Origin of the sequence: Kerstersia gyiorum, assembly GCF_048595715.1 — a bacterium.
In the GTDB taxonomy this organism is placed as follows: Bacteria; Pseudomonadota; Gammaproteobacteria; order Burkholderiales; family Burkholderiaceae_B; genus Kerstersia; species Kerstersia gyiorum.
The window spans coordinates 3,782,293-3,801,456 of the sequence record NZ_CP169556.1 but is presented as its reverse complement, the minus strand read 5'-3'; the positions used below and the strand labels follow the sequence as shown (position 1 = coordinate 3,801,456).

The window sequence follows — 19,164 nt, the reverse complement described above, 5'->3', positions numbered from 1 at the left end:
ATGCAGCATGATAAATAACTGAAAAACCAGCGGAATGCATATTCCTGCCAGCGTTGCCGTCCTCGCGCATCTTTATCCCATCTAGGTGTTTCCGATAGGAGGAATGGAGCGATTTTCCGTCAAATATCGCTTCCCAAACCCAGTGGGCCTGATTAACCTATTAACAACATCAAAAAAACAGCCGGTTGCCTTCGGAAACAGAGGTAAACAGCCGGTACAGGAGACAAAACCATGCGTAAGCCTTTCACTATGCATGCGGCGGCTGCCGCGATTTTCCTGAGCCTGCCTATGATCGCAGGCGCGCAAGTCAAAGTGGGCGTGACGGTTTCCAGCACCGGCCCGGCCGCGTCGCTGGGTATCCCCGAGCGCAATACCGTGGCTTTGCTGCCCAAGGAAGTGGCTGGCCAGACCATTGAATGGATCGTTCTGGACGATGCGACCGATACCACGCAGTCGGTGAAGAACTCCCGCAAGCTGGTGTCCGAAGACAAGGTGGACGTGCTGGTCGGTACGTCCGTCACTCCGGGTTCGCTGGCCATGGTGGATGTGGCGGCCGAATCCCAGGTGCCCATGATCAGCGTGGCGGCCAGCGCCAAGATCGTCGAGCCGCAGGATGACAAGCGCCGCTGGGTCTTCAAGACGCCGCAGAATGATGCGCTGATGGCCGAAGCCCTGGCCGATGCCATGGTCAAGGCCAACGTCAAGACGCTGGGCTTCATCGGTTTTGCCGACGCCTATGGCGACGGCTGGCTGGACGTGATGAAGCAGGCTGCCGAAGCCAAGGGCATCAAGTTGACGGCAGTTGAGAAATACGGCCGTACCGACACCAGTGTGACGGGCCAGGTACTCAAGCTGGTCGGCGCGCGTCCGGATGCCATCCTGATTGCTGGCGCCGGTACGCCGTCGGCCCTGCCGCAAAAGGAATTGCGTACCCGCAACTACGGCGGCCAGATCTACCAGACCCACGGCGCAGCCAACAATGACGTCCTGCGCGTCTGCGGCAAGGATTGCGATGGCATGTTGCTGCCCAGCGGCCCGCTGCTGGTGGCGGCCCAGTTGCCCGACAGCAATCCGGTCAAGCAGACCGCGCTGGCCTATACCCAGGCCTATGAGCAGGCGCATGGCGCCGGCACGACGAACACCTTCGGCGGCCATATGTGGGATGCCGGCCAGCTGATCGTCGCGGCCGTGCCCGAAGCACTCAAGAGCGGTGCCAAGCCTGGCACGGCGGAGTTCCGCGCCGCGTTGCGCGATGCGCTGGAAAACATCAAGAACCTGCCGGTGTCGCAAGGCGTGTTCAACATGTCGCCGACCGACCATGCAGGCTTCGACGAGCGCGCCCGCGTGATCGTCAAGGTCGAAGACGGCAAGTGGGTGTACCAGCCCGATCTGTAAGGCATCGTGCGTCCGGCGCCCGGCCTGGTACAACAGGCAGGGCGCCAGCGGTGCGCCGGCAAGGCCGTCGGGGGACAGCCTTGCCGGGTGGCGAAGCAAGGCGGCTCGCGGGTTGCCGGGCTTCACTGGCTGAACAGGTGTGGCGCCGGCGGTCCTGCCGACTCGCATCTGCCGCGCTGTTCACCGTCATCATGGCCGGAGCATCCGGCTGCGATGGAAACGGGGAGGGCGCGTCGTTTTCACGGTGGTCAGGACAAATTCCGGCCACCGGGCTTCACAAGGTGGTTCTAGATGGATTCCACAATTGCGCTGATCCTGTTGCAGGATGGCATTGTCAACGGCGCTATCTATGCCCTGCTGGGCATGGCGCTGGTTCTCGTGTTCGCGGTCACCCGCGTCATTTTCATACCTCAGGGCGAATTCGTGGCCTTTGGCGCGCTGACGCTGGCCATGCTGGGCGACGGCCGCGTGCCGGGTACCGCCTATCTGCTGCCCTTGCTGGGGGGCCTTGCGTTCATCCTCGAATTGCTGCGCAGTGCGCGTACGCGCAACTATGCCGGCCTGGGACGCTCGGCCATCACTTTCCTGGCGTTACCCTTGCTGCTGTTGTGGCTCACCCTCAGCTACGCCGGGCCGGACAATTCGTTGTGGCTGAACATGCTGCTGACGCTGGCGCTGGTCACGCCCATGGGGTCCATGGTCTATCGCATTGTCTACCAGCCGCTGGCCGAAGCCACGGTACTGGTGCTGCTGATCGTGTCCGTGGCCGTGCACTTTGCACTGACTGGCCTGGCGCTGGTGTTCTTCGGGGCCGAAGGCTGGCGCACGCCTGCCTTCGTCAACGGCATGGTGGACCTGGGCTTCACCACGGTGCCGGCGCAGAGCCTGTTCGTCGTCGGTACCTGCGCGGTGCTGATCTTGGCGCTGTGGCTTTTCTTCGGCAAGACCCTGTACGGCCGTGCCTTGCGTGCGACCGCAGTGAATCGGCGTGGCGCGCGCCTGGTCGGCATCAGCACGAGCATGTCCGGCAGCCTCACCTTCACGTTGGCCGTCGCCATCGGCGCGATGTCGGGCATGCTGATCGCGCCCATCACCACGGTGTACTACGACACGGGGTTCCTGATCGGCCTGAAGGGCTTCGTCGGCGCCATTATCGGCGGCCTGTCCAGTTATCCGGTGGCTGCCGCCGGTTCGTTGCTGGTCGGCGTGCTGGAAGCGTTCTCGTCATTCTGGGCCAGCGCCTACAAGGAGGTAATCGTATTCACGCTGATCATTCCGGTACTGGTCTGGCGCTCGCTTTCCAGCCACCACACGGATGATGAGGAGTAAGGCCATGAACCGCATTCTTCTTGCCATCTTCCTCGTGCTGCTGGCGGCGCTGCCCATGCTGGGCGCGACGCCTGAATTCTGGATTACCCAGCTCAACTACATCGGCCTGGCCAGCCTGGTCGTGCTCGGCCTGGTGCTGCTGACCGGCGTGGGCGGCCTGACTTCCTTCGGGCAGGCGGCCTTCGTTGGGCTGGGAGCCTATACCACCGCCTTGCTCACCGTGACCTATGGCTGGTCGCCCTGGCTGACGCTGCCCGTGGGCCTGCTGTTGACAGCGGCCGTCGCCTGGCTGCTGGGGGCGATCACCCTGCGCCTGTCGGGTCACTTCCTGCCGCTGGGCACGATTGCCTGGGGCCTGTCGCTGTACTTTCTGTTCGGCAACATCGACGCGCTGGGCAAGCACGACGGTATTGCCGGCATCGAGCCCATCAGCCTGTTCGGCGTATCGCTGGCCAATGGGCGCTACATGTACTACCTGATCTGGGTCGTCGTGCTGCTGGCGCTCTGGGCGACGCGCAACCTGCTGTCCTCGCGTCCGGGGCGCGCCATCCGGGCGCTGAAGAGCGGCGCCGGCATGGCGGAATCCATGGGCGTGAACACGGCCGGCTATAAAGTCGTGATCTTTGTCTGGGCGGCGCTGCTGGCCTGCATTTCCGGCTGGCTCTATGCACACATGCAGCGTGCCGTCAGCCCCAGCCCCTTTGGCCTGAACTACGGTATCGAATACCTGTTCATGGCAGTGATCGGCGGCGCCGGCTATGTCTGGGGCGCCATCTTGGGGGCGGCGGTCATCCTGCTGCTGCGCGACCAGTTGCAGAACTGGCTGCCGCGCCTGCTGGACACCAACGTCAACTTCGAGATGATCGTCTTTGGCGTGCTGATGATCCTGATGCTGCAATATGCCCGTGATGGCCTGTGGCCCATCCTGGCAGGATGGTGGGGCCAGATCACCGGCGCCAGCCGTTCGCAGCGCCAGCTGGCGCCGCCGCCGGCCGCGCCCGAATTGCCCCGGCGTGAGAAGCCCAAGGCCGGTGATGTGGTGCTGGAGGTTGATGCCATCCGCAAGCAGTTCGGCGGCCTCGTGGCGGTCAATGACATCAGCTTCACTGTGCGCGCCGGGGAAATCATGGGTCTGATCGGGCCGAACGGCGCCGGCAAGAGCACCACGTTCAACCTCATCAGCGGGGTCCTGCCCCTGACGCGCGGCGAAGTGCGCTTCCTGGGCGAACGCATAGACAGCAAGCCTGCGCGGACCATCGCCCGCATGGGCGTGGGCCGTACCTTCCAGCACGTGCAGCTGCTGCCGGGCATGACGGTGCTCGAGAACGTGGCGCTGGGCGCGCACCTGCGCTCGGATGTCAGCGTGATGGCGGGTGCCTTGCATACCGACCGCGATCGCGAAGCCCAATTGCTGCATGAAGCTGCCGAGCAACTCAAGCGTGTGGGCCTGGGCGACTACCTGTATGAACAGGCGGGCAATCTGGCGCTGGGTCAGCAGCGCATCCTGGAAATTGCGCGTGCGCTGGCCTGCGACCCGGTGCTGCTGTTGCTCGACGAACCCGCGGCTGGCCTGCGCTACAAGGAAAAGCAGGAGTTGGCGCAGGTGCTGGAAAACCTGCGCAGCCAGGGCATGAGCATCCTGTTGGTGGAACACGATATGGATTTTGTGATGCGCCTGACCGACCACCTGGTGGTGATGGATTTTGGCACCAAGCTGGCCGAGGGCCTGCCAGCGGAAGTGCAGCAGAACCCGGCCGTGCTGGAGGCCTATCTGGGCGGTATTGATGATGATTTGCCCGAGGATATCCAGGGCGCGCCGGCTGGCGGAGGTGTGCAATGAGTACTGCGCCCATTCTTGAAGTCAGTGATCTTTCGGCCCGCTATGGCAAGGTCGGTGCGCTTGCTGGCGCTACCCTGACGGTGCCCAGGGGCAGCATCGTGACCGTCATCGGCGCCAATGGCGCCGGCAAGTCGACCATGCTCAATGCCGTGATGGGCGCCTTGCCGCAGACCGGTCATGCGGCTGGCGTGGTGCGCTACGACGGCAAGGATGTTTCCGGTTGGCAGGTGGAGCGCCGTGTGGCGGTCGGCATGTCCCTGGTGCCGGAGCGGCGCGAGCTGTTCGGCAGCATGTCGGTGGAAGATAACCTGCTGCTGGGCGGGTTCCGGCGTTACCGTGCCCGCGAGGCCGGCTGGCGCGGCACGCTTGACGAGGTGTTCGACCTGTTTCCGCGTTTGCGCGAGCGCCGTGCGCAGCAGGCCGGCACCTTGTCGGGTGGGGAACGCCAGATGCTGGCCGTGGGCCGGGCGCTGATGGCGCGGCCCGCGCTGCTGATGCTCGACGAGCCCAGCCTGGGGCTGGCGCCGCGCATCGTGCGCGAGATTTTCCACATCATTGCCCGCTTGCGGGACACCGGCGTGGCCATCCTGCTGGTCGAACAGAATGCGCGGGCCGCCCTGCAGGTGGCTGACTACGGCTATGTGCTGGAAACCGGCGAGATCAGTCTGCATGGCCCGGCCCGCGAACTGGCCAGCGACCCCAGGGTGATCGAAAGCTACCTGGGCCTGGGGCGCGAGCGCAAGGAATAGCCGCACCCGAGCGCGGGATGAGCCGGTGCGCCTGGCGTCAGGCGCACCGGCTTTTTTCGTGCGGCAGGAATTCCAGTTATAAAGAGGACTGGTAAAGATAGTCGGAAATTGTATTGGCCGGCGCCCGGCATACATGCGTTAATCAGAACTTGCGTGGCCTATCGGTTGGGTCTTCGGCGTGTACGCATGGCTGGCCTGGGTCCGTGTTTAACACTATGCGATCACGAGGTGACTGATGAAACGTTTTTCCCTTGCCGCCATGTCGCTGGCTTTGGCCGCGCTGGCTGCGCCCCTGCAGGCGCAAACTCTGAAAGTCGGCATCATCGGCGACCCCGCGTCGCTCAGCCCCACGCGCATTACCGGCGGTGTCTGGGAAGAAGACGTGTTGCGCGACCTGTTCGCCGGCCTGGTGGAGGTGTCCGCGGACGGCAAGGTGGTGCCGGGCGTCGCGACCGCCTGGACCCTGTCCGACGATGGCAAGACCTATACCTTCGACCTGCGCGACTCCAAATGGTCGGACGGCACGCCGCTGACGGCGGATGACTTCGTCTATTCCTGGCGCTATGTGCTGGACCCGCAGAACGCGGTCAGTACTGCGCACCGGTTGTACCCCATCGCCAATGCCGAAGCGATCGCCAAGGGCGAGCAAAAGCCCGAGGCCCTGGGCGTGCGCGCTTTGGATGGCGGCAAGAAACTGGAAGTCACGCTCAAGGAGCCTTCCACCTATTTCCTCAGCACGCTGGTCCTGCCGGTGTTTTATCCGCTGCCGCGCCAGGCTATTGAAAAACATGGCAAGAACTGGAGCGAAGTCGATAACATCGTCGTCAATGGCCCCTTCGTGCCGACGCGCTGGATCACCGGCAGCGAACTCAATACCAAGAAAAACCCGAATTACTATGATGCCGCCGAGGTCAAGATTGATGGCGTGACTTTCTTCCCGATCGAAGATCGCGACAGCGGCATTACGCGGTTCCGCGCGGGCGATCTCGATGTGCTGCGCGATTATCCGGCGTCGCAGTATGAGTTCCTGAAGCAGGAAGTGCCGGCCGCCACGCATTTGTCGCCGCGCCTGGGCAGCTACTACCTGTCATTCAATCTGCGCGATGGCCATCCCACCAGCGATGCGCGCGTGCGCGAGGCGCTGAGCCTGGCCATCAACCGCGAGGTCATTGCGCAGCAGTTGCTGGAAAATGCCGTGCTGCCGCTGAATTCCTTCCTGCCTACCGGGCTGGACAACTACGAGCCGCAGTACGAAAGGGTGCTGGCGCAACCTTATCCTGACCGCCTCAAGCGGGCGGCCGAACTGCTGCGCCAGGCTGGCTACGGGCCGGACAAGCCTCTCAAGCTGGGGCTGAGCTTCAACAGTGGCAGCGAGCATCAGCGCATTGCCGTGGCGGTGGCCGCGCAATGGAAGCCGCTGGGTGTGCAGGCCGAGCTGAACAACGCCGAAGCCAATGTCCACTATGCCAACCTGCGTGCTGGCGATTACGACGTGGGCCGCGCTGCGTGGCTGTCCAGCTACGATGACCCGCAGAACTTCCTGCAACTGCTCTACACGCCAACCAACAACTATGGCGGTTTCAGCGACGAGGAGTTCAACAAGCTGTACGAACAGGCCAACCTGGAGCGCGACCCGGCGCGCCGCCGCGGCCTGCTGCAACAGGCCGAAGCGCGCCTGGCGAAAGCCTGGCCCGTGGCGCCGGTGTACGAGTATGCATCGCGCAACCTGGTCAATCCCAAGCTGAAGGGCTGGGAAGACAACGCGCTGGATATCCATCCCTCGCGTACCGTGTCGTTCCAATAAGGCGCTAGTCATGCAGGGGGCGGCCGGGGTGACCCGGTTGCTGCCTGCAAGCGACACAGGGCTTGCTGGCGGGTAACCTCATTTACTAAAATGAGGTTAATTTTCATTCTTGATACTTGCCCGAGGGCGGGTGTCCATCCGCCCAGCCATGTCTGCTCCTGCCCCCTCGCCTGCGCATGTCCTTTACAGCGACCACCATGGCTGGCTGCATGCCTGGTTGCGCAAGAAACTCGGCAGTTCCCCGGATGCCGCCGACCTGGCGCATGATACGTTCGTGCGTATCCTGGCGCGTGAGCAGATCGCCGGCATGCGCGAGCCGCGTGCCTTCCTGATGACGGTCGCGCAGGGGCTGCTGTCCAATCTGCGGCGGCGCCGCAGATTGGAGCAGGCCTATCTGGACGCCTTGGCGGCGTTACCGGTGCCCAGCCACCCCGACCCTGAATCCTGCGCCCTGGTGCTGGAAACCCTGCTGGAAATCGACCGTCTGCTGGACGGTCTGCCGCATCGTGCCCGGCAGGTATTCCTGATGGCGCAGGTCGATGGCATGACACAGGCGGCCATTGCCCAGGAATTGGGCGTGTCGCTGCCCACGGTGCGCCGCGATCTGGTGCGGGCCATCGCCCATTGCAGTTTCGCGGATTAGCCATGTCCGAGATTCCCATGACGGTGCGCAGGCAAGCAGCCCAATGGCTGGTCGACCTGCAGGACCCTGACGCCACGCCTGCCAGGCGCGAGGCCTGGCAGCGCTGGCTGAGTGCGCACCCCGATCACGCCCTGGCCTGGAGCAAGGTAGAGGCCCTGGCCTGTAAGACCAGCGCCCTGCCTGCCGGTCTCGGGCGCGCCACGCTGCTGCCGGCGCGTTCGACGCGGCGGCAATTGCTGACGATCGCTGCGTTTGGCGTGGCGGGGGCGGGTGCCTGGCAGCTCTCTGCCGGTAGCGGCGCTCCCGGGCGGCTGCAGACCGCCACCGGGGAGCGGCTTGAGCAATACCTGGCCGACGGCTCGCGCCTGATGCTCAATACACAGACGCAGGTGCGGGTCAGGTTCGATGGTGTGCAGCGCTTGTTGGCGCTGGATCACGGTGAGTTGCTGGTGGAAACCGCGCCGGACAGCGTTCGGCCCGCTCGGCCATTTCGTGTGCAGACCCGCGCCGGTGAGATGCAGGCGTTGGGCACACGCTTTACCGTCCGGCACGAGCAGGACACTTTGCTGCACGTTCTGGATGGTGCTGTTGACGTGCGGCGCCATGACGCCCCGGACATGCCGGTCCGGGTGCATGCGTCACACAGTCTGCGGTTTGCCGCGGATGTCTATGGCGAGATCCGGCCTGCGGCGGCAACCGATGCAGCCTGGTCCAACGGCATGTTGCTGGTTGCCGACATGCCGCTGCCGGACTTCATCGAAGAATTGGGGCGCTATCGCCCCGGCCAGCTGGATTGCGACCCTGAGCTGGCTCATTTGCGCGTTTCCGGCACATTCCCGCTGGACGACACGGACCGCGTGCTGGCCATGTTGCAGCAGGTGCTGCCGGTCCAGGTCCGGCGCTGGACCAGATACTGGGTCCGTGTGCAGCCGTTGCCGGCAGGCAAGGCAAAAACATACGGCCGTGCCTGAGGGGCGGTAACGCAGCACTCCCATTGCCGCAGCACACCCTCTTGACCGACCTTCCGCCATGTTGCCTGGCCTGCCATATGCGGTTCATATGCAGCCTATATGCAGCCTGCATGCGACCCCGATGCGATCCGTATGCGCGCGGCCCAGGCGTGGCCGCCTGACGGCATGCCATCCCTGGCGGGGGGGCGGTCCGTGGCCTGAACACGATTTTGTAACAGCAGCCGAAATCTGTTTTCTTTTTTCCCGGGTTGAGTGGCATGGAAGATGAGAACGCAAATTCTTAAATTTTCCATGAACGAGGGAAATCGACGATGGACTCAGGTTTTCAGGCCACACGGAAGGCCCGTGCGCGTGTCGTGCCGGGTGTCTGGCAGCCCACGCTGCTGACGACGCTGTTGCTGTTGATGCTGGCGCCGTTGGCGCCAGCGCCAGCTTCCGCCCAGGAAGCTGGTATCGCGGCGGAACGCCACTACGACATTCCTGCCGGGCAACTGGCTGACGTGCTGACCCGCCTGGGCAGCGAGGCACGCATTTTGCTGATGTATCCCGCCGCGCTGGTGAGTGGTGTGCATAGTCCGGGCGTGCAGGGCGCGCGGGATGGCGCTGCCGCCCTGAGCGACGCCTTGCGCGGGACTGGCCTGGAAGCCATCCCGACGGCCGATGGTTATACCTTGCGGCGCTTGCCACAGGGCGCGGTGACGACGCTGGGTGCGGTGGAGGTGACCGGTGCTGCCTATGACCCCAGGGACGAGATTTTCCATGCCCTGGGTTCGGTGGGCGTCGTGACCCGTGAAGCGCTGGACCGCGTGCCGGTGACCAGCGCCCGCGATATTTTCCAGGGCGAGCCGGGTGTCTATGTCATGGATGGCAACCAGGACCCCGGCATCAACAACATCAACATCCGTGGCATTCAGGGGCCGGGCCGCATCAATATGATGGTCGACGGCACGCGCCAGAATGCATCGAACTACGCTGGCTACGGCGGGCAGATGTCGCGCGTCTATATCGACCCGGAATTGCTGGGCGGCGTGGATATCGAGAAAGGCCCTACCGGCGGCATGCATGGTGCCGGAGTGACGGGCGGCGTGGTGAACCTGCGCACCCTGAATGCCGATGACCTGCTTGAGGGCGATGCCAGCCGGGGCGGGCGCCTGCGCGTCATTCATGGCGATAATGGCTACAACACCGCCGGCATGGTGGCTGGTGCCATCCGGCTCGATAGCGGTCTGGCGCTGACGGGTGGCGTATCGCGCCGCAAGAGCGACAACTACCATACCGGCACGCGTAGTGTGCCGGAAGATGGCTATCCGTATTGCAACTCGCGCGGGCAGGACATCGACGATTGCAGCAGCGAAGTCCCGCTGACCCATCAGGACATGGTGTCAGGCCTGTTCAAGGCGCAGTACAGGATCAATGCGGCACACAGCCTGGAGGCCGGTGCGACGTATTACCGCAACGAATTCGTCAGCTGGGCGCGCGGGGCTGCGGCGGATGAAGAACTTGGTTTTCCCGAGCAGCATGTCAGTGCCAATACGTTGTCGCTGCGCTATCAGTGGAATCCGGTGGACAACCCTTGGTGGGATGTCCGCGCCAACCTCTGGCGGGCGGCCAACCGGACGTCCTACGAGATGTTCGGCGAGCATTACGACATGCATACCGTGGGTACCGAGATCAGCAATACGGCGCGTCTTCCGCTGGGCGACAACCTGCTGACGCTGAACGTCGGCGGGGAGTTTTACCAGGACAAGGCCGATACACATTCCAGCGGCGCGACGACCGACCCGAGAACCGGTCTGGGGCGGGAAGGCCTGACGGCCAACGGCAAACGTAATATCGGTGGCTGGTTCGCGCAGGCGAGCCTGGCCTATCACGAGTGGCTGCAGCTCGACGCCGGCTTGCGTGCCGACTACTTCGGCCTGCGTTCCGAAGGCACTTATGCTTCGCGCTACGTGGGGCAGGGCGTGAACACCCTGTCACTGAACCGCAGTGGTGGCCGGGTAAATCCCAGCGCTGCACTGGGCATCACTCCGGTGGAGGGTGTGCAGTTCTTCGCGCGCTATGCGGAAGGCCAGCGGGCGCCGACCTTGTCGGAAACGGCAGGCGGGGGCGCGGTATGGGGCATCTATCACCTGCCCAATCCCTATCTGCGGCCCGAGGTGGCGCGTACGCACGAATTCGGCCTGAACCTGATCATGGACGACTGGTTGCCCAGCGAGGGCAAGCTGCGGCTGAAAGTGGCGCGCTTCGATTCGCGCTATGACGATTACATCCTGCGCAATGCCTTCCGCTATCGCGCTGATTACGCCTATTCGTACCAGTTCGCCAACATCGACCGGGCCACGCTGCGCGGTGTCGAATTGCAGGCCCAGCTGGACCTGGGCTATATGTTCGCCGAATTCAGTTTCAACCAGTTCGACCGCATGCTGTTCTGCGATGCCGGCGTTTGCAGCAGCGACCCGGGCCGCGACAATATCAACGTCACCACGCCGTTCATTCCGCCCAAGCGCAGTATTGCCGCCACCGTGGGCGTGCGGCTGCTGGAGCGCAAGCTGGTGCTGGGCGCACGCCTGCGTGCCGACACGCGCCGCGGCATGACCGATGCCAACCAGTACAACGACGGCGTGTACTGGAAACCCTATGAAATCGTCGACCTGTTCGGCAGCTACGACGCCACGCGCCACCTGAAGCTGGGCATCAGCGTAGAGAACATCGCCGACAAGTATTACATCGGCGCCATGAACTTCAATGGCCTGCCTTCGCCGGGACGCAGCATCAAGGGCTCTCTGACCTACAACTTCTGACCAAACGCCGCTGTGCCGGTTTCACCCTGCAGGGGTGGAGGCCGGCACTTCATGTGCAAACAAGGAAACCCCATCATGCATGACACGACGTCATCCTGCCGCCGGTCCGGACGCGTAGCCGGCCTGAGCCTGGCGCTGTTGCTGGGCGGCATGGGTGCTGCCAGCGCGGCGCCCACTGTCTACGAAGTCCGTCATCACTTCGACGCCGCCAACACATCTGCCAGCAGTGTACTGACGGGTTCACTGGCCCCGACGCTGGGGCGCGACGGCAAACTCTACGGGCTGAAAATCAAATTTTCAGGCACGGCGGAAGGCGGTGTTCGTCTTCTCGTCAGTTGCGCCCTGTACCGGCATGACCCTGCCAGTGGCGTCCAGGAAGAGCTGGGCAGTGTTCAGGCCAATGGCGGCAGTCTGCCGGTCAGCCGCGGTTCCGATCTTGGGTCGATGTGTTCGGCACCCGTGGAAGACGCCCGGGGCGACTGGTACTGGAACACGTTCTTCGGCGGCGCGGAACAGGCGGGCCAGCTGTTGCGCTACCGGCCCGGTCAGGGCATAGAAACCGTGTTTTCGTTCCCTGCTGCCGCCGACAGCCCGGTCGGCAGCTATCCCCAATCGGTACTGACACTGGCGCCGGACGGCACGTTCTATGGCACCACGGCGCGTGGCGGTGCTGCCGGCAACGGCACGATCTTCGCGTTCGTGCCGGAGCAGGGCGTGCAGCTGCTGCATACCCTGGAACGTGATCCCGTCCTGGATCTCGGCACCATCCGGCTGGGCGGGACGCTGGTGCTGTCGGAGGATGGCAAATCACTGTTCGGGGCGTTCAGCAATGAGGTCGGCAACCATGCCGTCGCCAACGCTGGCGACACGTTGTATGCAGTGGATCGCACGACTGGTGTCCTGACGCGCCTGGCGCGCACGGACAGCCGCAGCTACATCACCAACCTGTACCGCCAGGCTGGCAGCGATGATCTTGTTTTTACGCATTTGAATGCCCAGCACGCCGGGCAGGATGGCTTCGGCGCGACGTTCAACCGCTATCTCGCGGCGGAGCGGCGCATGACGCAGACGGATTATGTCCTGCCGGTCAATGACCCCGGCGGCGGCATCATGCCCATCGGTTTGACGCCGGGGGCCGATGGCAATCTCTATGGCGTATTTCCGAGTGGTGGCTCGAACCAGGCCAGCGCAACCAGCAGGACGGGCTCTATCTTCCGCCTGAAGGGCGATGGCACCTATGAAGTCATTCATATGCTGGCAGGCCTGTCCAATGGCAAGTTGCTGGAAGGGGCTGCGCCAGGGGGAGGCCTGACGCTGGCGCCGGATGGCCGTCTGTATGGAGTGACCGACACCGGTGGCGAATTCGACCAGGGAACGCTGTTCGCCGTCACACCTGGCGACGCCATTGCGCCGATGCTGACTTTCACGCTGGTCGCCTCGGGTGATAAAGACAGCACCGTGGTGAACTTTCCGGAGCCGCACACGATTGTGGCTGGCCAATGGGCCAAGTTCCGCTGGGCCACGGTTCAGGCGGATGACTGCGAAGGCGGCGGCGATTGGCCGGCGCCGGGTGCGATTCCGGCCAGCGGTGAGCTGGAAGTCATGCCCGCCACGCCGGGCGAATACCGCTATGTCGTGTCCTGCCGCAATACCGCCGAACCGACGCAGCGTTTCACAGCGGCCCAGTATCTGAATGTGGTACCGACGACCGGCGAACACATCGAAGCCGGCAACGGTGGCGGCGCGCTTGCCTGGCCCGTGCTGCTGCTGCTGCTGCTGCTGCTGGCATTGCTGGGTCTGACGGGCAATCGCAACCCGCTGGCCACGCGCCATACCGGTAGTCGCCGCAGGTCCGAGTAAATATAGACAGGGAATTGATATGACGAGATTACGCATTGCCTGCGCCGCGCTTGCCGCCTGCGCATGGATCGTGGGCGCATCGGTGGTGCAGGCGCAGCAGGTCAGCGTCACGCATCTCCATGCCTTCAAGCATGAAAGTGGCGCCTCACAGACGGTTGGCAGCGTGCATCTGGGCCGCGACGGCAAGCTGCATGGTCTGGCCGAAGGGCTGGTCTGGGAAATGGCCGTTGATGGCAGTGGCTACACGACATACGCGTTGCCTGACGGCATCATGACGCATCAGTATGGCTTGCCGAATATGGCGACCTCGACGGTCGCAGATCAGAATGGCAATATTTACGGCGCGACTTATATCGGTGGCGGTACCAGCATGGGGCTGATGTTCCGTTTCGATGAGAGTGGCACGGCCTCGGAAGTGCTGGTGCCGACCCAGGTGGACCGGCCGGCAAAAATCAGTCAGGCAACCGGCAATATGGCGGTGGATGCCGCCGGCAACGTGTATGTGCTGGATCGTGGGAGTTCCGTCGGTACCGGTTTGCGCGAAGGCGCAATCAAACGGCTGTCGGCTGATCAATCGGCGTTCACGGTTGTGCATCAGATGACCCCGGAGACTGGCAGCAATGCGGCGGTAGTCATCGTTGGTTCGGATGGTTGGCTTTATGGCGTGGCAGGCCAGGGGGGAGACAACAATGTGGGCACGATTTTCCGTCTGCGGCCCAATGGGGCGGACTTCCAGGTGCTGCATCATTTCACCGCCGAGCAGGGGCAGCCTGCCCAATACCGGTCTGTCATTCCTGACTATGGCAGCCCACGCAATGCGGCAGGCCTGGCGGAAAGCGGCGCCTGGCTGATCGGCAGCACGTCGATGCAGGGGCCGCATGACAATGGCGCGCTGTACCGCATCCGCAAGGACGGCACCGGTTTTCAGATCCTGCATGGCTTCGATGATGCGGCCAGCCAGGATGGCAAGATTGCAGCGGGCGGGCTGGTGACCGGGCCCGATGGCAATATCTATGGCACGACGGTTGCGGGCGGCGCCCATGGCGACGGGACGCTATTCCGTATCGTCACGACCCGGATGGATGAGCCAAACGGTGGCTTCGAGTCCCTGCATGCCTTCAAGGCGGATGTAGATGGCAAGACGCCGTTTAACCTGACGCTGGGCCACGACGGCAAGTTGTATGGCAATACGGCCGGGGAGTGGGGCGGGGTGTACCAGGGCTCCGTTTATGCTGTGGATACCGGTTACGTGCCGCCTGCCGACCCCCCGGTCATTACGCTGTTCCGCGCGGCGCCGGACCGCATCGACCTGGGCCAATACACCACCTTGGCCTGGGCGGCCAACAATGTTGCGGCCTGCACGGCGGGCGGTGCCTGGCAAGGCGAGCGGGGCAGCAACGGTACGGAGGTGATCACGCCGACCACGCCTGGATTCAATACTTTCACGCTCAGTTGCACAGGCCATGATGGCAGCACCGTGCAGGAAAGTGCGACGGTGGAGGTGGTGCCGCCTGCCGATGCCGTGATCCAGGCGTTTACGGCCACGCCAGTCGTGGCACCGTTGGGCAGCAGCATTACCCTGGACTGGAAAACCGTCGATGCCCTGGATTGCACGGCTTCAGGTGACTGGAGCGGCGACAAGCCCGGCAGTGGCAGTGAAACCGTGACACCGTCTGCCGGTGGTGAATTCTCCTTCCGCCTGGATTGCCGGGGTGCGGGGGCGGATGCCAACGCAAGTGTGCAGGTCCGCATCACGCTGCCTGCGGTGATCGAGCAGTTTGCCGTCGATGCTGCCAGCCTTGAGCCGGGCGCCACCACCATGCTGCGCTGGCGCGTCCGTGATGCTTCCCAATGCCAGGCCAGTGGTGCGTGGAGCGGTGAGCAGGCGGCGGCGGGCGAGTTGTCGATCCAGCCTGCCGAAGGCGAGCACAACTACACGCTGCGCTGCACGGGCGAAGGTGGCAATGCCCTGTCCACGGTGCGGGTTGTCGTGGCTGCCGCGGCGCCCGAGCCCGATGGCGGCAACGGCGGCGCCCTGGCCCTGGGGCTGTTGCCCCTGCTGGCCGCGCTGGGATGGCGCCGGCGTTACCAGCAGGCCTGATGGCGCGCCGTGCCGGGGGAAGCAGGTGCCGCGACAAACGCCGCAACGAGGGCTGCAACGAGGGCTGTAACGAGGGCGACAATAACAACAGCCTGCGGCCCGGCCAACGGGCAGCTGGCCGGGATCAGCAGGGGGCCACGCGTGCGGGCGTGTGGCCGGGCTGGCCGTGGATGGTCAGGGCCTGGCCCTTTTCACGTGATCGTGTTACCCTGAAAAGCATTCTTTTTGTCTGATCGAGCATCGCTCGCCCGGGCGCCGCCTGTATCCCCTGGCTCATCCAGGGGGAACTGATACAGTCTGCGAGCAGTCCCCGGGTATTTCTTGCGATGCGTTCGGCTTCTGTTCCGGTGGCGCTGACTGCGACCGTGCCGCCGCGACGACCAGACAGCGGCATGTTGCCGCACGCGTGGGTTTGCCAGCCGCGCCGGTCCGCCAGTTCCTGGTGTCGGCGTGTTTTCCACTTTCTTCTGCCTGTGACGGCCTGGAGCCGGGTGTAGGGTTTGTTGCCTTGCATTCCGTAGCCATTGGCCGAACACTGTATTTGCCGTTGATGCCGGGAAAGGCTGCGCTGATAGCGCGCCCGTCGCAGTCGTTTTATTTCTGAAGGAGTCCTGCCATGGCCAAGGAAGAGCTGATTGAATTGAATGGTGTCGTGGGCGAAGTCCTGCCGGACAGCCGCTACCGCGTGACACTGGACAATGGCGTCGAAGTTTCCGCCTATGCTTCCGGACGTATGCGCAAGCACCGTATCCGTATTCTTGCTGGTGATCGGGTGACGCTGGAAATGTCGCCGTATGACCTGACCAAGGGCCGTATCAATTTCCGCCACAAGGACGAGCGCAGCGCGCCGCCTCGGCCCGCCGGCAACTATCATCACCGTTGATGATGTCGTGCCGGGAGGCATTGGTGTCTCGCCCGGCAATGCAGGACCGTAGTGATGAAAATCTATCTCGCAGGTTTCGATGTGTTCCGTCCCGATGCCCTGGTGCACGGGGCGAGCCTCAAGGCCGCATGTGCCGACCTTGGGCTGGAAGGACTGTATCCGCTGGATAACCAGGCGCCCGGGGACCTGTCTGGCCTGGCGCTGGCGCAGTGGATTTGCGCGGCCAATCTCGCCCTGATCGACTCGGCCGACATGGTCATGGCCAATCTCAACCCTTTCCGTGGTCATGAGCCGGATTCCGGTACGGTGTTCGAGACAGGCTATGCCGTGGCGCAAGGCAAGCCGGTCTGGGGCTATACCCACGAGACCGGGCCTTTGCTGGCGCAGATTCCCGGGCAGCCCGACGAGGCTGGCCGGCCTATCGACGCACAAGGGTATGTCATCGAGGATTTCGGCCTGCCGCTGAACCTGATGCTGGCCTGCCGCATCCAGATCGTTCATGGCGATGCCAGGGAATGCCTGCAGCGTATTGCGCAGGCGGTAGGCAGCGCTGGCTGAGGTGAGTTTCCGCGCCTGCCGCATTGGCTGGCGCCGGATGCCAGGCTGGTACCAATGACGAGAATTGCCCGGATGGCGGCAATGATACGAAAGCGCCTGGATGGGCTGGGATAAGCGATATTCCCAGAAATTCTAGGATTGCCGGGCTTTAATGAAAAATTGTTATGTATATATATGGCACTTTCGGTTGCCATCTGGCCTGGCTTTGAGCAAGATGCGGGTTTGTACGGCAGCTGTCGCCTGAAACCCTGTCAGGGATGAGGCGGGGATGGCAGCCGTGTTCGCATAGACCGGAGACTATCCTTCATGAGCCAGCAGTCCGATAACTGGAAGTTTGAAACCATTGCCGTCCATGCCGGCTACACGCCGGAGCCGACCACGCATGCCGTGGCCGTCCCCATCTACCAGACGGTTGCCTATTCCTTCGACGATACCCAGCACGGTGCGGATCTCTTCGACCTGAAGGTCAAGGGCAATATCTACACCCGCATCATGAACCCCACCAATGATGTGCTGGAACAGCGCGTGGCTGCCCTGGAAGGCGGTATTGCTGCGCTGGCGCTGGCCTCGGGCCAGGCTGCGGTCACCTATGCGATCCAGACCATCGCCGAAGCTGGCGATAACATCATTTCGGCTTCCACGCTGTATGGCGGCACCTATAACCTGTTCGCGCATACCCTGCCGCAACTGGGCATCACGACCCGCTTCGCCAACGGCGCCGACCCCGCTTCCTTCGCCAGCCTGATCGACGAGCGCACCAAGGCCATCTTCGTCGAGTCCGTGGGCAACCCGCTGGGCAATATCACCGACATCGCCGCCATTGCGGAAGTGGCGCACAGCCACGGCCTGCCGCTGATCGTCGACAACACCGTGCCGTCGCCCTATCTGCTGCGCCCTATTGAACACGGCGCGGACATCGTGGTGCAGTCGCTCACCAAGTACCTGGGGGGCCACGGCACCTCGCTGGGCGGTGCGATCATCGACTCCGGCAAGTTCCCCTGGGCCGAGCACAAAGAACGCTTCCGCCGCCTCAACGAGCCCGATGTCAGCTATCACGGCGTGGTCTATACCGAAGCTCTGGGGGCGGCTGCCTACATTGGCCGCGCGCGCGTCGTGCCGCTGCGCAATACCGGCGCCGCGATTTCTCCCTTCAATGCCTTCCTGATTCTGCAGGGCATCGAAACCGTCGCACTGCGCGTGGACCGCATCGTTGATAACGCACTGGCCATTGCCCGCTTCCTGAAGCAGCATCCGAAGGTGGAATGGGTCAACTATGCCGGCCTGGAAGATCACCCGGATCACGCCCTGGCGCAGAAATACCTCAAGGGCCGCGTTCCCGGCCTGATGACTTTTGGTGTCCAGGGCGGCCGCGATGGCGGCGCCCGTTTCCAGGATGCGCTCAAGCTGTTCACGCGCCTGGTCAATATCGGCGATGCCAAGTCGCTGGCGACGCACCCGGCTTCCACTACGCACCGCCAACTGAACCCCGACGAGCTGGCCAAGGCTGGCGTACGCGAAGAAACCGTGCGCCTGTCCATTGGTATCGAGCATATCGACGATCTGCTTGCCGACCTCGAGCAAGCCCTGGCTGCGGTGTAAATCACAGCGGTGGCGCAAGTCTCCGGCCCGATGGGCCGTAGGACTGCGCCAAGACGCAAGATGCCCCTGGACCTGCGGCACTTTGCCGGCAGGTCCAGGGGCATCTTGCATGATGGGCCGTGGCGCCAGGGTGGCGCAACGGCCCTGGCTGCTCAGGGAATATCCAGAAACAGGTCGAAGCCGGCCTCGCGGCGCTGGATTTTCCAGGCGCCGTCCTCCAGGCGGAATTCATCATTGAAATGACCGACCAGTTCCCGTCCCCGTGCGGGGCGGCCGAAAGGCCCGGGGCTATCGGTCGAGAGGGCATTCCAGAGCTGGACCTGGGTGATGGCGCTGACGCGATCCGCCTGGACCGAAAGGAAACGGGTGCCGAGGATCAGGTGCATGCTGATGCGCTCTGCGGGCCGGGTCAGGTAGGAGTCCAGGATGGCCTGGCGGCCCTGCAGCGGCTCGCCGCCGGGACGTTGCAGGACGGCATCGGCGCTGAACTGCGCCGCCATCGCCTGGAAATCCCCCTGGTCTGCCAGCGCTGCCGTATGCAACAGCAGCTCGCGGCATGCCGTCTTGATCAGCAACTGATCCAGGGGCGGAAGTGATTGTTTTGTCATCTTTGTCTCCTTGGTGGTGGAAC

The 19,164-nt window shown here is 63.6% G+C and carries 15 protein-coding genes; 13 read left to right on the top strand and 2 right to left on the bottom strand.

Annotation, left to right across the window (positions count from 1 at the left end):
- The first annotated feature begins 231 nt into the window (after positions 1 to 231).
- The 10 genes from ACEW7X_RS16730 (at position 232) to ACEW7X_RS16685 (ending at position 15,493) form a co-directional block, all read left to right on the top strand.
- A complete protein-coding gene (locus tag ACEW7X_RS16730; RefSeq protein ID WP_068373338.1) occupies positions 232 to 1,395 on the top strand; it encodes an ABC transporter substrate-binding protein in 1,164 nt (387 codons plus the stop codon).
- Between the two features lie 291 nt (positions 1,396 to 1,686).
- Positions 1,687 to 2,724 (top strand): branched-chain amino acid ABC transporter permease, encoded by a 1,038-nt coding sequence (locus tag ACEW7X_RS16725; RefSeq protein ID WP_068373335.1) that lies wholly within the window; start codon positions 1,687 to 1,689, stop codon positions 2,722 to 2,724.
- A gap of 4 nt (positions 2,725 to 2,728) precedes the next feature.
- Positions 2,729 to 4,564 (top strand): ABC transporter permease subunit, encoded by a 1,836-nt coding sequence (locus ACEW7X_RS16720; protein ID WP_068373332.1) that lies wholly within the window; start codon positions 2,729 to 2,731, stop codon positions 4,562 to 4,564.
- Positions 4,561 to 5,313 carry an ABC transporter ATP-binding protein gene (locus ACEW7X_RS16715; protein ID WP_068373328.1) on the top strand — a complete coding sequence of 251 codons (753 nt, stop codon included), beginning with the start codon at positions 4,561 to 4,563 and terminating at the stop codon, positions 5,311 to 5,313. The genes ACEW7X_RS16720 and ACEW7X_RS16715 overlap by 4 nt, the downstream gene beginning before the upstream one ends.
- 235 nt (positions 5,314 to 5,548) lie before the next feature.
- Entirely contained in the window at positions 5,549 to 7,117 is a 1,569-nt protein-coding gene (locus tag ACEW7X_RS16710) for a peptide ABC transporter substrate-binding protein (RefSeq protein WP_068373325.1), read from the top strand.
- Between the two features lie 148 nt (positions 7,118 to 7,265).
- Entirely contained in the window at positions 7,266 to 7,760 is a 495-nt protein-coding gene (locus tag ACEW7X_RS16705; protein WP_420177446.1) for a sigma-70 family RNA polymerase sigma factor, read from the top strand.
- Between the two features lie 2 nt (positions 7,761 to 7,762).
- Positions 7,763 to 8,731 (top strand): FecR domain-containing protein, encoded by a 969-nt coding sequence (locus ACEW7X_RS16700; protein ID WP_068373319.1) that lies wholly within the window; start codon positions 7,763 to 7,765, stop codon positions 8,729 to 8,731.
- Between the two features lie 311 nt (positions 8,732 to 9,042).
- Complete coding sequence (locus ACEW7X_RS16695; protein ID WP_068373316.1) at positions 9,043 to 11,532, top strand: TonB-dependent receptor; 2,490 nt, start codon at positions 9,043 to 9,045, stop codon at positions 11,530 to 11,532.
- Between the two features lie 75 nt (positions 11,533 to 11,607).
- Positions 11,608 to 13,392 (top strand): choice-of-anchor tandem repeat GloVer-containing protein, encoded by a 1,785-nt coding sequence (locus tag ACEW7X_RS16690; RefSeq protein WP_420177445.1) that lies wholly within the window; start codon positions 11,608 to 11,610, stop codon positions 13,390 to 13,392.
- Between the two features lie 19 nt (positions 13,393 to 13,411).
- Positions 13,412 to 15,493, top strand: a complete 2,082-nt coding sequence (locus tag ACEW7X_RS16685; RefSeq protein WP_420177444.1) for a choice-of-anchor tandem repeat GloVer-containing protein — start codon at positions 13,412 to 13,414, stop codon at positions 15,491 to 15,493.
- 124 nt (positions 15,494 to 15,617) lie between these two features.
- Here ACEW7X_RS16685 and ACEW7X_RS16680 read toward each other — a convergent pair whose 3' ends face one another.
- Positions 15,618 to 16,007: a hypothetical protein gene (locus ACEW7X_RS16680; RefSeq protein ID WP_130486363.1), complete on the bottom strand. Its 390-nt coding sequence runs from the start codon at positions 16,005 to 16,007 to the stop codon at positions 15,618 to 15,620.
- Between the two features lie 102 nt (positions 16,008 to 16,109).
- On the opposite strand from ACEW7X_RS16680, the gene infA reads away from it, so the two are divergent.
- From infA to ACEW7X_RS16665, 3 genes are all read left to right on the top strand, one after another.
- The gene (gene infA, locus ACEW7X_RS16675; protein ID WP_068373303.1) at positions 16,110 to 16,376 is read left to right on the top strand and encodes a translation initiation factor IF-1; all 267 of its coding nucleotides are present in this window, start codon (positions 16,110 to 16,112) and stop codon (positions 16,374 to 16,376) included.
- A 51-nt stretch (positions 16,377 to 16,427) separates the two neighbouring features.
- On the top strand, positions 16,428 to 16,934 hold the full coding sequence (locus ACEW7X_RS16670) for a nucleoside 2-deoxyribosyltransferase (protein ID WP_130486364.1): 507 nt from the start codon (positions 16,428 to 16,430) through the stop codon (positions 16,932 to 16,934).
- 306 nt (positions 16,935 to 17,240) lie between these two features.
- A complete protein-coding gene (locus ACEW7X_RS16665; protein WP_068373297.1) occupies positions 17,241 to 18,533 on the top strand; it encodes an O-acetylhomoserine aminocarboxypropyltransferase/cysteine synthase family protein in 1,293 nt (430 codons plus the stop codon).
- Positions 18,534 to 18,685: 152 nt separating this feature from the next.
- On the opposite strand, the gene ACEW7X_RS16660 is transcribed toward ACEW7X_RS16665, so the two are convergent.
- Positions 18,686 to 19,141 carry a nuclear transport factor 2 family protein gene (locus ACEW7X_RS16660; protein ID WP_068373293.1) on the bottom strand — a complete coding sequence of 152 codons (456 nt, stop codon included), beginning with the start codon at positions 19,139 to 19,141 and terminating at the stop codon, positions 18,686 to 18,688.
- Positions 19,142 to 19,164: the final 23 nt, after the last annotated feature.